Genomic DNA, 13,774 nt, shown 5'->3' with positions numbered 1-13,774 from the left:
GTGCCGGTGGCGGTGTCGACCACCGTGACGGTGCTGTCGCCGAGGTCGGCGACGTAGGCGCGGGCGCCGTCCGGCGAGACGGCCACGGCGATGGGGAACGCGCCGGTGGGGACGGTCGCGGTGACCGTGTCGGTGGCGGTGTCGATGACGGACAGGCCGCCGCTGCTGGCCGTGACGTAGACGCGGCTGCCGTCGGGCGAGACGGCCAGCGCGTCGGCTCCGGAGCCGACGGGGATCGTGGCGACGACGCTCTGGGTGGCGGTGTCGATCACGGAGACCGCCGCGGCGCCGAGGTCGGCGACGTAGACCCGCGAGCTGTCGGGGGTGACCACGGCCGCGATGGGGCTGGCCGCGACGGGGACGGTGGCGCTCACCGTGTGGGTGGCCGTGTCGATCACGGACACGGTGTTGGAGCCGATGGCGGGGACGTACACGTGGCGGCCGTCGGGCGCGGCGGCCACGCCCGAGGGGCCGGAGCCGACGGGAACGGTGGCGGTGACCGTGCCGTCGGAGGTGTCGACGACGGAGACGGTGTTGTCGCCCGCGTTGGCGACGTAGGCGGTCGCGCTGCCGGCGGGCGCCGCGCCCGCGGGCGGTGCGGCGAGGGCGGCCAGCCCGGCCAGGCCCAGGGCCGCGCTCGCGGTGACCGCCGTGGCCTGGCGTCTGCGGCGGGTCGTGCGGGTGGTGGCGGCGGTTGCCGTGGTGCGCGCGCTCGCGTCCGTGGCGGCCGTCGTTCGGATCATCGGTGTGCCCCCCTTGGGCTCGTCCGCGGGGGCGGGCGCCGGTCGGGGCCCAGGAGGTCCGCCGCGGGACGGGATCGCCCACCACAACGACCGTGCCGCCGCGGGGACACGGCACCGGCCGGGGTGGGCGACGTCGCGTTTGGCGCGTCAACGCCGCCTGTTCGTAGGGGACTTCACCGCAGTGGGGCCGGGGACGACGCGTCGGGGATCAGCAGGTGCGGGGTGCCGGTGCCGTCGGCGGGGACCGACCACAGATCGGTGCTCTTCACGTCGCCCTCGTGCGGCAGGGCGTAGGCGAGCGTGTGGTCGTCGAGCCAGGTGGCCTGGTCGTCGACGCTGTGGTGTTCGGCCAGCGGCGTCGCGCGCAGGGTGCGCAGGTCGAGCACGTACTCGTGCCACAGCGAAGCACCGTTCAGGACACGCTTCTTGAAGGCGATGCGCGTGCCGTCCGGGGACAGCGAGGGGCATTCGACGTTCTGCACGCCGACGGAGGTGAGGGTACGGCGGGAGACCGATCCCTTCATCAGATAGGTGCGGCCGCCTGTACCGAGGGTGGCGTAGAAGGTGTCGTCGTCGGCCGCGAACGTCACGCCCCAGAAGTTGTCGTCCACGGCGTGGTACCTGCGGCCGTCGAGCATCGTGGTGAAGTCCTCCAGGTTGGGCATGAGTTGCCAGGTCCTGGTGTCCACGATCGAGGTGCGGGTGGAGAAGAACGCGGCACCGTAGGACTCGCCGCCGACGAACACCGTCCAGGCCGCGAAGCGGCCGCTCGGCGAGACGCGGGCGCGGCTGGGCGTGCCGGCGAGCGCGAAGGTGTGACGGGTGTGCAGGGCCGCGTCCACGATCACCGCCTGGTTGGTCTGCGACACCAGTCCCAGGCCCGACTGCAGGCACACTCCGGTGCCCTTGGCGGCGTAGAAGCGGGCGCAGGTCAGGCCGGAGGCGGTGCGGGCACCGCCGGGGTCGCTGGACTCGACAGCGGCGACGTGCGACCGCCGCGGTCCTGGAGCGTCGTTGACGAACGCGACGCGGTCGGCCCCGGTGAGTGCGACGGGGCCGGCGCTGACGCCGGGGCCGCCCCGCCGGGCGGTGTTCCGGTCGTCGGCGCGGGACGCGGCGTGCAGCACGAAGCCGGTGCCGAGCCCGGCGAGCACGACGACGGCCACGGCGAGGATGAGGAGGCGGCGCTTGGGCGTCATGGGGTCCTCGGGAAGACGGGTCGGAGCGGGGCAGGGCCGGAGATCGGGATCGGGATCGGGAAAGGGATCGGGATCGGGATCGGCATCAGGAGAGCACGCGGGCCGGGCGGGCGGGCGGTGGCGGCCACGCGCGCGTCACCCGGTGCGGCCGGCGGCACGTGCGGGGGCGGGCCGCAGGACGGCTCCGGCGGCGACCGCGCACAGCAGCAGGCCGATCGCGGAGCCCAGCAGCGCGGGACCGCCGCCCCACATCGTCCAGGCCGCCCCGAAGGCGAGGGAGCAGCAGAACCGGGCAAGGGCCTGGCCGGTGCCGACCAACGCCAGTCCACTGCCGCGCAGTTGCTCGGGCACCACGTCCGCGACGGCGGCCGGCAGCACGCCGTCGGTCGCGGCGTAGAAGACGCCGTGCAGGCCGAGGACGAGAAGCGGCAGTGCGCTCGTCGACGGCACCCACAGCAACAGGCCGTAGGCCGCGAGCAGCCCGGCGTGCCCGGCGAGGAACACCGTGCGGCGGCCCACCCGGTCGGCGGCGACGCCGCACGGAACGGCCAGCAGCAGGAAGACGGCGGCGGTGCCCAGCGGCAGCAGCGGGAAGTACTGCTCGCCGATGCCGGCGCGGCGTTGCAGCAGCAGGTAGACGAACGCGTCGCTGACGGTGGTCAGACCCAGCAGCATCGCGCAGACGGTGAGGGCGCGCAGCCGCGGCAGGCGCAGCAGCGCCAGCGCGGTGCGCAGGTCCACGCGCGGCGGGCCGCCGGGGGCGGCGGGGACGTCGCCCGACGCGGGGGGCGCCGGTGCCGCCGGCCCGTTCCGCGGTTCGGCCGGCCGGCGCCGGGCGCCGGTCGCAGCCGTGCCGGGGACGAACAGCACGAGGACGAGCACACCGAGCACGGCCACGCAGGCGCTGACGCCGAACACGGCGTCGTAGCCGTCGGTGGCGGCGCGCAGGATGAGGAACGCGGTGAGGGGTCCGAGGACCGCTCCGGTGGTGTCCATGGCGCGGTGCACACCGAAGGCACGGCCGCGGTGCTCCGGCGGTGTGGAGAGCGAGATCAGAGCGTCGCGCGGCGAGGTGCGCAGTCCCTTGCCGGTGCGCTCCAGCGCCAGCACGGCGCCGAGTGGGCCGAGGCTGTGCGCGACGAGCAGCAGCGGCTTGCACAGCGCGGAGAGGCCGTAACCGATGCCGGCGACGAGCTTGTGGTTGCGGACGCGGTCGGCCAGATGGCCGCCGGTCAGCTGGACGAGGGCGCTGACCCCGTTGTAGACGCCGTCGAGCGTCCCGAAGCCGAGCGGGCTCAGGCCGAGGCCGGCGACCAGGTACAGCGGCAGGACGGCGGTGACCATCTCCGAGGAGACGTCGGTGATCAGGCTGACCGCACCCAGGGCCAGGACGACGGCCGGGATCGCCGGGGCCCGGCTCCGGCCCCCCTCCGCGGTTGCGGCCTCCCCGCGCGCCGGTGCGGCGCGGTCCGCGAGATACATGCTGCTCCCCCCTTGCCCGGGCCCGGAGTCGGGACCCTGTGCTGTGCCCTCGGTCGTTCCCCCTCGCCGCCGGACGGGCTCCGGCGGCGTTCCCCCGCATCAGTCTCCGCGGCTGCTCTCGTCGCGCAGCCATGTGCCGAAGTCCCCCTGGCGCAGGGCCTTTCCGGACTTCCTGCGGGCCACGAGCGCGACGCTCAGGAAGACGGCGAGGTGCGGCAGCAGCCACGGCTCGCGCCGCAGCAGCCCGCGCAGGTCGGCCGTGCTGGTCCTGGCCGAAGGCGGCGCCGGCGCGGGTCCGCCGGACTCCCCGGTGGTGGACTCGGCCTGGTGGCGCTCCAGTTGGCCGGTGGACGTGCCGGCCCGGATCCGGCGCCGTATCAGGTCCGACCAGGTGCGCGGCGGCAGCACGGTGACGCGGGCGTTCTCCACCACCCGCCGTTCCGCGGGCGTGAACGCCAGTGACACGGCCAGGTCGTCGGCCATCAGCGGCGGCAGGCCGGCGACACGGGCGTGGCCCTGCTCGGACAGGGCGATCACCCCGCGGCCGAACAGGCCGTCGCGGACCGCGGGCAGGCGCTGCCAGATCCGGTAGTAGGCGCGCACCGGCCAGGCGCAGCCGGCCAGCGGCAGGTCCCGGCCGGGGGCGGCGGCCAGCACCGGGCCGCTGCTCACCGCGGCGGCCAGCTGCCGCACGTCGGCGGCGGCGATCACCACGTCGGCGTCCACGTACAGCCGGGGGAAGCCGGCGGCGTGGGCGTCCCCGGTGCGCAGCGCGAGGTGCTTCGAGGCTGTCGCGATCTCGACGACGCGCACGCCGGGCCGGCCGGCGGCGGCGCGGGCGGTGCCGTCGGTGCAGCCGTTGCACACCACGACGATGTCCAGGTCCTCGCGCCCGCGGACAGGCGAACTCCCGTACCCAGGCGTCGACTTGACGGTCCCCGAGAGGGGCGGAGTTGATGCCGTGGACCCGGCCGCCAGCGCGTCGAGCAGGCGGCCGATGACGCGTTCCTCGTTGTGGGCCGGGATCACGATGCTCGTCACGGGGTGAGTATGCAGCCGGAATCGGTCGCGTTGCCTCCTGTTTCGTCCATTTCTCCCCCGGCCGTGTGCGTGTGCTCTAGATTGGGCGTCGCGGAACCGGAGAGCGGAGGCGCGGCCTCCGGTCTTCCGGTTGCGGGTTTGCAGGGGGAAGTCGAGCGCGAGAACGGCACTGCTCAACGAACTCCTCCGGTGCGACGGCGTGGGGACGCCGGACGGACGGGAGGAGCAAGCGCGAACACCGGGGTGGGGGGAAGCCATGACCCATGCACAGGTCTGTCCTGAGGGGCACGCGGCGACCGTCTCCCGCCTGGTGCGGGAATGCCAGCCGATGTGTAAGGGGAGACGCACACCATGACGGACAGCACCCTGGGCACCAGAACCGGGCGACCGCTGGGGGTCGCCGTGGTCGGCGCGGGCTACTGGGGGCCCAACCTGGTCCGCAACTTCCAGGCCAGTCCGCACTTCCGGCTCCGCTGGCTGTGCGACCTGGACGTGGACCGCGCCCACCGGGTGCTCGGCGCCTACTCCACGGTCGAGGCCACCGCCGACTACGCGGCGGTGCTGGCCGATCCGGAGGTCGACGCGGTGGCCGTGGCCACTCCGGCCGGCACCCACCTGGAGGTCGCACTCGCCGCGGTCCGCGCCGGCAAGCACGTCCTGGTGGAGAAGCCGCTGGCGGCCACCTACAGCGACGGTGCACGGCTGGTCGCCGAGGCCGAGGACCGCGGACTGGTCCTGATGTGCGACCACACCTACTGCTACACCCCGGCGGTCTCCAGCATCCGGGAGATGGTGCGGTCCGGGGAGCTGGGCGAGATCCACTTCGTGGACTCGGTGCGGATCAACCTCGGGCTGGTGCAGAAGGACATCGACGTGATGTGGGACCTGGCCCCGCACGACCTGTCGATCCTGGACTTCATCCTGCCGGAGACCGTCGAGCCGGTCGCGGTGGCCGCACACGGCGCGGATCCGATCGGCGCGGGCCGCGCCTGCGTCGCGTATCTGACGCTCCAGCTGAACACCGGGGCGATCGCCCACGTCCACGTCAACTGGCTGTCCCCCACCAAGGTCCGCACGACCATGGTCGGCGGCGCCAAGCGCACCCTGGTGTGGGACGACATGAACCCGGCGCAGCGCCTCGCGGTCTTCGACCGCGGCGTGGACCTGGCCACTCCGCAGGAGATCGGGCCCAACGAGCGCCGCGAGATGATGGTCTCCTACCGCTCGGGCGACATGGTCGCGCCGGCCCTCAAGGAGCGGGAGGCGCTGCGCGCGATGGTCGACGAGTTCGCCGGCGCCGTGACCGAGGGCCGGGCGCCGCTGACCGACGGGCGGGCCGGGCTGCGGGTGCTGGACATCCTCGAAGCGGCGTCGCGGAGCCTGGAGTTCCGCGGCGCGGTGGTCGGCCTGCGAGCCGGGCACTGAGGACGGCGGCCGCGCGGCCCGGGCCGCCACCAGCGACGGCGATGGTGGCGGCCCGCGGGCCCCGCGGCCGCGCACGCGCCCGCCCGCACCGCGGGCGCGCGCGAACGCCGGCACTCTCACGACCGGTTCCGGCGCCGGTCATCCACACGACGTTCTCCGTGGGGGGAAGTTGAGCACGGTACGAGGCAAGAGGATCCTGGTGACGGGCGGGGCGGGCACGATCGGCTCGCACGTCGTCGACCTGCTGGCCGAGGGCGGCGCCCGCGAGGTCGTGGTGCTGGACAACTTCGTCCGGGGCCGCGTCGAGAACCTGGCGCGGGCCCTGCGCAGCGGCGTGGTGGAGGTGGTCGAGGGCGACATCCGCGACCGGGCCGCCCTCGCCGAACTGACCGAGGGCACCGACCTGGTGTTCCACCTCGCCGCGATCCGCATCACGCAGTGCGCGGAGGAGCCGCGGCTGGCCAACGAGGTGCTGGTCGACGGCACGTTCAACGTGCTCGAGGCGGCGGCCGCCGCGGGCGTGTCGAAGGTGATTGCCTCGTCGTCGGCCTCGGTCTACGGGCTGGCCGAGCAGTTCCCCACCGACGAGCGCCACCACCCGTACAACAACGACACGTTCTACGGCGCGGCGAAGGCGTTCAACGAGGGGATGCTGCGCAGCTTCCACGCCATGTACGGGCTGGACTACGTGGCCCTGCGCTACTTCAACGTGTACGGGCCGCGGATGGACATCCACGGCCTGTACACCGAGGTGCTGATCCGCTGGATGGAGCGGATCGAGGCGGGGCAGCCGCCGCTGATCCTGGGCGACGGCGCGCAGACGATGGACTTCGTGGACGTGCGCGACATCGCGCGCGCCAACCTGCTGGCCGCCCAGTCGGACCTCACCGACGAGGTGTTCAACATCGCGAGCGGCACCGAGACCAGCCTCAAGGGGCTGGCCACGGGGCTGCTGGAGGCGATGGGGGCGGAGGGCCTGCCGCCCGAGCACGGCCCGGCACGCGCGGTCAACGGCGTGACACGGCGCCTCGCGGACACCGCACAGGCGGCGGAGCGGCTGGGGTTCACCGCCGGGATCGACCTCCGCACGGGGCTGCGGGACCTGGTCGCGTGGTGGCGCGCCGAGCGGGCGGCGGCGGCCGCGGGCGAAGACCCCGTCGGCACCGGGGAGCACACACCCGCGGGGAACTCCGCCGGTGTCACGCGTGCCGCGGACGCGGTGAGCGGGGCCGCACGGTGAGCGCCCCCGTGGACACGCAGGCGCCGCGCGTGCCGGTGATGCTGCCGTGGCTCGGCGAGGAGGAGGCACAGGCGGCCGCGGCGGCGGTGATGTCCGGCTGGGTCGCGCAGGGGCCGCGGGTCGCCGCCTTCGAGGAGGCGTTCGCGGAGCGGGTCGGTGCCGCGCAGGCGGTGGCCGTCAGTTCGTGCACGACGGCCCTGCACCTGGCGCTCGTCGGCCTGGGCGTGGGTCTGGGCGACGACGTGGTGGTGCCGTCGCTGTCGTTCATCGCGACGGCCAACGCGGTGCGGTACGTGGGTGCCCGGCCGATCTTCGCGGACGTCGAGGAGGCCACCGGCAACGTCACGGCGGCCACCGTGGAGGCGGTGCGCACGCCGGCGACGAAGGCGGTGATCGCCGTCCACCAGGGCGGGGTTCCGGCGGACGTCGCGGCACTGCGCGGCGCGTGCGCGCGGTGGGGCGCCGCGCTGCTGGAGGACGCGGCGTGCGCGATCGGGTCGACGGTCGGCGGTCGCCCGGTGGGCGCGGGCGCGCGGGTCGCGGCGTGGTCGTTCCACCCGCGCAAGCTCGTCACCACCGGCGAGGGCGGCATGCTCACCACCGACGACGAGGACTGGGCGCGGCGCCTGCGGCGGCTCCGGGAGCACGGGATGAGCGCGTCGGCGGCCGACCGGCACGCCAGCAGCACGCCGGTCCTGGAGAGTTACCTCGAGGTCGGCTTCAACTACCGCATGACGGACGTCCAGGCGGCGGTCGGCCTGGTCCAGCTGGGCAAGCTGGACGCGATGGTGGCCCGCCGCAGAGAGCTGGCCGCGCGGTACGACCTGCTGCTGGGCGACGTGCCCGGCCTGCGGCCGGTCCGCGATCCGGAGTACGGGCAGGGCAACTTCCAGTCGTACTGGGTGCTTTTCGAGCCGGGCTTCCCGGCCGCGCGCGACGAGGTGCTCGCCGCGCTCTCCGACGCCGGGGTCTCGGCGCGGCGCGGGATCATGGCCGCGCACCTGGAGCCGGCGTACCGCGGGCATCCGCACGCGCCGCTGCCCGTGACCGAGCGGATCACCCGCGACTCGCTGATCCTTCCGCTGTTCCACACGATGACCGAGGAGCAGCAGGACCGGGTGGTGGCGGTGCTCCGCGAGCAGGCGAAGCGGTGAGCGGCCGTTCCGGTCCACGGGACCTGCTGATCGCGGGTGCGGGCGGCTTCGCCCGGGAGACCGCCCAGGCCGTGGCGGCCGCGGTGGCGGCGGGTACGCAGCACTGGCGGCTGCTCGGCCACCTGGACGACGATCCGGCGCTGCACGGGCGGCTGGTGGACGGGGTGACGGTCCTCGGCGGGTGCGAGCTGGTCCACGAACTCCCGGACGCGCAGGTGGTGTTGTGCGTGGGCAGTCCCCGGGACCACACCGGCAGGGCGCGGCTGGTGCGACGGCTGGGACTGCCGGACGAGCGCTGGGGCACCGTGGTGCATCCGTCCGCCTCGGTGTCGGCCTCCAGCGAGGTCGGTCCGGGTTGCGTGCTGCTGGCCCACTGCGTGCTGACCGCGGCGGTGCGGCTGGGTGCGCACGTCGCGGTCATGCCGCACACCGTGCTGACCCACGACGACGAGGTGGCGGACTTCGCCACGCTCGCCTCCGGGGTGCGGCTGGCCGGCGGGGTCCGGGTGGGCCGCGGCGCCTATCTCGGATCGGGCGCACTGGTACGGGAGTCGACGCGGGTCGGCGCCTGGTCGCTGGTCGGCATGGGCAGCGTGGTGCTGCGTGACGTGCCGCCGGGCGAGGTGTGGGCCGGCAGTCCGGCCCGCCGACTGCGGGCGGCGGGAGCACCGGAGCGGGCCGAGCTGGTGGCGATGACCGTCGCCGCCGGGCGGGCCGGGCACGGCCCGGGGACCGGCCGGGGGGAGCGCACGGAAGGGGCCGCGCCGGCGTCGCACGACGGCGCCGCGGCCGAGGCGGGCCGGATCGGCCCGGATGACCGGGACGATCAGGACGATCAGGACGATCAGGACAACGACACCGCAGGGCACGGGCCCGCGGTGCGCATGGGGAGGTCGGCACGATGAACGGGATTCCGCTGGTGGACCTCAAGGCGGCGCACGCCGAGGTGGCCGCCGAGGTGCGGGTGGGGTTCGACCGGGTGCTGGCCACGACCGCGTTCGTCGGGGGCACCGAAGTGCGGGAGTTCGAGGAGGAGTACGCCGCGTTCGCGGGCGTCGCGCACTGCGTGGGCGTCGCCAACGGCACGGACGCGCTCGAACTGGCCCTGCGGGCCGCCGGTGTGGGGGCGGGTGCCGAGGTCGTGCTGCCGGCCAACACCTTCATCGCCACGGCGGGGGCGGTGGCCAGGACGGGGGCGCGGCCGGTACTGGTGGACTGCGAGCCGGGCACGTACCTGATGGACGAGCAGGCCGCGCTGTCCGCGGTGGGACCCGCCACGCGTGCGGTGGTCCCGGTGCACCTGTACGGGCAGTGCACGGACGTGCCGAAGCTCGCCGCGGCGCTGCCGGCGCGGGTGCCGGTGGTCGAGGACGCCGCGCAGTGCCAGGGGGCCACGCGTGACGGCCGCTCCCCCGGTTCCGGCGGCATCGCCGCGACCAGCTTCTACCCGGGCAAGAACCTGGGCGCCTACGGGGACGCCGGGGCGGTGCTCACCGACGACCCGCAGCGTGCGCAGCTGGTGCGGGCGATCGCCAACCACGGCGGGACCGTGAAGTACCGCCACGACGTGGCGGGGTTCAACAGCCGCCTGGACGGGCTGCAGGCCGTGGTGCTGCGCGCCAAACTGGCCCGGCTCGCCGACGGCAACCGGGCGCGCCGGCTCGCGGCCGCGCGCTACGAGGAGCTGCTGGCGCCGCTGGCCGGCGCGGGCCGGGTGCTGCGCCCGGTGACGGTGCCGGGCAACGCCCACGTGTGGCACCTGTACGTCGTCGAGGTTTTCGGCGCCGACCGCGACGAGGTGGTCGGCACGCTCAACGCGGCGGGTATCGGCGCGGGCGTCCACTACCCCCAGCCGGTGCACCTGACGCCGGCGTTCTCCCATCTCGGCTACCGACAGGGGGACTTCCCGCACGCGGAGGAGGCCGCCGGCCGGATCCTGTCCCTTCCTCTCTATCCGCAGATCACCGCCGAGCAGCAGCAGCGCGTCGTCGACGTGCTGACCGCCGCCCTGGGCTGACGCCTCCCCCGGCGCCGGCCGGCGGACAGGTGGCCAGTCACCGCCCACGCTTCTCACCCCGCTCACCGAGCCGGGCCCCGCACCGCCTGAGAGGTACCGATGTACAGAACGAGCAGACTCTTCCGCGGAGTGCTGAGCTCCGTGGTGGCGGCCGTGGTCGCGGCCGTGGTTCCCATGGCCGTATCCCCCGGGGCGCACGCCGCGGACCCGTGCGGGACCGGCTCCAACCCGATCGTGTGCGAGAACTCCAAGGCGGGCAGCCCGATGGAGGACTGGTTCGCACCCAACGCGTACGGGAACGTCCAGGGGTTCACCGACCAGGTGAGCTACCAGGCGGGCGACACGATCCACTTCAAGGTGCAGTCGCCGATCCCCTACCACGTCGAGGTGTACCGCCTCGGCTACTACGGCGGCGACGGCGCACGCGAGATGTCGACCGCGGCGCAGGCGGCGGCCACCTACCCGGCGAACTTCACCAGGGACGGCACGCCGGGCAGCCCGCCCGACAACACGGTCGTGGACGGCGACCCCCAGGGCAAGCCGCTGAAGTGCGCGCAGGACAGCACCTCGGGCCTGCAGGACTGCGGCGCCTGGCCGGTGACCGCGACCTGGTCCATCCCGGCCGACGCGGTGTCGGGCCTGTACATCGCGAACTTCGACCAGACCGACGGCAACGGCGTGATGCCGTACCCGTTCGTGGTGCGCAGCGACGCGAGCCACTCGTCCATCGTGGTGCAGACCGACGACGAGACGTGGCAGGCGTACAACAAGTGGGGCGGCCGCAACCTGTACGACGGCGACGGGCCCGCGCCCGACGGCCGTGCCTACCAGGTCAGTTACAACCGTCCGCTGGACATCGGCGGTGACAACGGCGTGTACGGCTCCGAGTTCGAGATGCTGTACTGGCTGGAGCGCAACGGCTACGACGTGAGCTACCTGTCCGGCCTGGACGTCTCCACGCGGCCCTCGGACCTGCTCAACCACACGATGTTCATGTCGTCCGGCCACGACGAGTACTGGACGCAGGACCAGTTCACGAACGTCCTCAACGCCCGCAAGGCGGGCGTGAACCAGACCTTCTTCAGCGGCAACGAGGTGTCGTGGAAAACGAGGTTCGCCTCGAGTATCGACGGCACGAACACCCCGGGCCGCACGCTGGTCACGTACAAGGAGACCAAGCTCGAACTCGCGGCGCCCGACGGCATCCCCGATCCGACGAGCACCTGGACCGGCGCGTTCCTCGACCCCAACGGCGCGGCCAAGGGCGACACCTACCAGCCGCAGAACGTGCTCACCGGCTCGTTGTTCACGGTGAACGGCTACCGCAGTGACGCGATCACCGTGCCGGGCGCGTACGCGAAACTCCGGCTGTGGCGCAACACGACGGTGGCGGGCCTGACACCGACGCAGACGGCGACGTTCCCCACCGGCACGCTGGGCTACGAGTGGGACAGTGACATCCTCAACAGCCCTACCCGCCCGACCGGGCAGATCGACCTGTCGTCGACCACGGTCGACATCACCGACGGCAAGTACCGCCTGGACTACGGCAACACGTACGGCAACGGCACCGCGACGCACAACCTGGTGGAGTTCCGCGACCCGACCTCGCACGCGCTGGTGTTCGGCGCCGGCACGGTGCAGTGGTCCTGGGGCCTGACCAACGTGCCGACGGCCGACCCCGCCGACACCGTGGTCACGGTGGACAAGCGGATGCAGCAGGCGACGGTCAACCTGTTCGCGGACATGGGGATCCAGCCCAAGACCCTGCAGAGCGACCTGGTCCCGGCGACCGCTTCCGCGGACACCGCCGGCCCGGTCGTGACGGTCACCAGCCCGGCGATCGGCAGCACCGTCCCCGCGCTGCGGCCGGTCACCATCACGGGTACCGCGACCGACGCGGGCGGCGTGGTCGCCCGGGTGGAGGTCTCCACGGACGGTGGCTCGACGTGGAACGCGGCGACGGGCCTCACCTCGTGGAGCTACTCGTGGACCCCGACGGCCACCGGCACCCCGCAGATCAAGGTGCGCGCGGTGGACGACAGCGTCAACATCGGGACGGCGGCCACCGTGCCGCTCACCGTCGGCCCGCAGCAGTGCCCCTGCTCGGTGTGGCCGGCGACCACCGTGCCCGCGGTGGTCAACAGCGGTGACGGCGGCGCCGTCGAGCTGGGTGTGAAGATCCGCACCACCGTGCCCGGTTCGGTGACCGGCATCCGCTTCTACAAGGCGCCGTTCAACACCGGCACGCACACCGGAAGCCTCTGGACGACCTCGGGCCAGCGGCTGGCGACCGGCACGTTCACCAACGAGACGGCCTCCGGCTGGCAGCAGATGAACTTCGCCACGCCTGTTCCGGTCAAGGCCAACACCACCTACATCGCCTCCTACTTCGCGCCGAACGGCGGATACTCCTACGACGGCGGCTACTTCACCGGCTCGGCGGCGGGTCTGGCCCCGCTGACCGCGCTGAAGGCCGGCACGGACGGAGCGAACGGCGTCTACCACTACGGCTCGTCGGGCGGGTTCCCGACGTCGGAGTCGAGCGGCACCAACTACTGGGTGGACGCGGTGCTGGACACCTCGTCGGCCAGCACGGAGCCGCCGGCGGTGACGGGCACGTCGCCGACCTCGAACTCGGTGAACGTGTCGATCACCTCGCCGGTCACGGTGACCTTCAGCGAGCCGGTCGACGCCGACACGGTGGTGTTCAGCCTCAAGGACGCCGCCGGGCACAGCGTGCCGGGGGCGAAGACCTACGGCTCGGCGAACAGCCTGACGTTCACCCCGTCCACCGAGCTGGCGCTCAACACCACGTACACCGCGTCGGTCCAGGCCGACGACCTGTGGGGCAACCACATGGCGGACCCGTCGACCTGGACGTTCACCACGAGCGCCAGCCCGCCCGCGGTCACCTGCCCGTGCACGCTGTGGTCCTCGTCCACCACGCCGTCCACCACCGACGTCACCAGCGACACCAACTCCGTCGAGCTGGGCGCCCGGTTCACGTCGGCGGTCAGCGGTTACGTCACCGGCGTCACGTTCTACAAGGGCACCGGCAACACCGGCACCCACACCGGCAGCCTGTGGTCCGCGGACGGCGCGCAACTGGCCACGGGGACGTTCTCCAGCGAGACCGCGTCCGGCTGGCAACTGCTCAGCTTCGCGCATCCGGTGGCGATCACCGCGGGCACCTCGTACGTGGTCTCCTACCATGCGCCGAACGGCAACTACGCGGTCGACGGGGGCTACTTCGCCGGCGCCCACCAGTCGTATCCGCTGACGGCCACCGCGGACGTCGCGGGCAGCCAGAACGGCCTGTACCGCTACGGGTCCGACACCGCCTTCCCGGACAGCAGTTACGGGTCGGCGAACTACTGGGTGGCGCCGATCTTCAGCACCACCCCGCCGCCGGCACCGCTGGACGGCACCACCACCGAGACCCAGTAGCCCGAGGAGAAGGCACACCACCG

9 protein-coding genes and 1 pseudogene are annotated in these 13,774 nt (G+C 73.5%); 6 read left to right on the top strand and 4 right to left on the bottom strand.

Annotated elements, in window-relative coordinates; all coding sequences use genetic code 11:
* From BMW99_RS17870 to BMW99_RS17855, 4 genes and pseudogenes are all read right to left on the bottom strand, one after another.
* A pseudogene (locus BMW99_RS17870) lies at nt 1-743 on the bottom strand (hypothetical protein); the annotation flags it as partial.
* Between the two features lie 173 nt (nt 744-916).
* On the bottom strand, nt 917-1,942 hold the full coding sequence (locus BMW99_RS17865; RefSeq protein ID WP_075017122.1) for a TolB-like translocation protein: 1,026 nt from the start codon (nt 1,940-1,942) through the stop codon (nt 917-919).
* Nucleotides 1,943-2,077: 135 nt separating this feature from the next.
* Nucleotides 2,078-3,424, bottom strand: coding sequence for an MFS transporter (locus BMW99_RS17860; protein WP_075017121.1), 1,347 nt, complete (start codon nt 3,422-3,424; stop codon nt 2,078-2,080).
* Nucleotides 3,425-3,523: 99 nt separating this feature from the next.
* Nucleotides 3,524-4,465, bottom strand: a complete 942-nt coding sequence (locus BMW99_RS17855; RefSeq protein WP_075017120.1) for a glycosyltransferase — start codon at nt 4,463-4,465, stop codon at nt 3,524-3,526.
* A gap of 351 nt (nt 4,466-4,816) precedes the next feature.
* Here BMW99_RS17855 and BMW99_RS17850 point away from each other — a divergent pair, with 351 nt between their 5' ends.
* From BMW99_RS17850 to BMW99_RS17825, 6 genes are all read left to right on the top strand, one after another.
* Complete coding sequence (locus tag BMW99_RS17850; RefSeq protein ID WP_075017119.1) at nt 4,817-5,890, top strand: Gfo/Idh/MocA family protein; 1,074 nt, start codon at nt 4,817-4,819, stop codon at nt 5,888-5,890.
* A gap of 169 nt (nt 5,891-6,059) precedes the next feature.
* Nucleotides 6,060-7,130, top strand: coding sequence for an NAD-dependent epimerase/dehydratase family protein (locus BMW99_RS17845; RefSeq protein WP_075017118.1), 1,071 nt, complete (start codon nt 6,060-6,062; stop codon nt 7,128-7,130).
* Between the two features lie 8 nt (nt 7,131-7,138).
* Entirely contained in the window at nt 7,139-8,284 is a 1,146-nt protein-coding gene (locus BMW99_RS17840) for a DegT/DnrJ/EryC1/StrS family aminotransferase (protein WP_245791515.1), read from the top strand.
* A complete protein-coding gene (locus BMW99_RS17835; protein ID WP_245791514.1) occupies nt 8,281-9,189 on the top strand; it encodes a NeuD/PglB/VioB family sugar acetyltransferase in 909 nt (302 codons plus the stop codon). Before BMW99_RS17840 ends, BMW99_RS17835 begins: the two co-directional genes overlap by 4 nt.
* Nucleotides 9,186-10,301 (top strand): DegT/DnrJ/EryC1/StrS family aminotransferase, encoded by a 1,116-nt coding sequence (locus tag BMW99_RS17830; RefSeq protein WP_069466029.1) that lies wholly within the window; start codon nt 9,186-9,188, stop codon nt 10,299-10,301. Before BMW99_RS17835 ends, BMW99_RS17830 begins: the two co-directional genes overlap by 4 nt.
* A 174-nt stretch (nt 10,302-10,475) precedes the next feature.
* Nucleotides 10,476-13,751 (top strand): DUF4082 domain-containing protein, encoded by a 3,276-nt coding sequence (locus tag BMW99_RS17825; RefSeq protein ID WP_245791513.1) that lies wholly within the window; start codon nt 10,476-10,478, stop codon nt 13,749-13,751.
* Nucleotides 13,752-13,774 lie beyond the last annotated feature (23 nt).

Source organism: Actinacidiphila rubida (genome assembly GCF_900110255.1).
Lineage (GTDB): Bacteria > Actinomycetota > Actinomycetes > Streptomycetales > Streptomycetaceae > Actinacidiphila > Actinacidiphila rubida.
The sequence above is the reverse complement of the archived record's forward strand: the minus strand, read 5'-3'. Positions and strand labels throughout refer to the sequence as shown.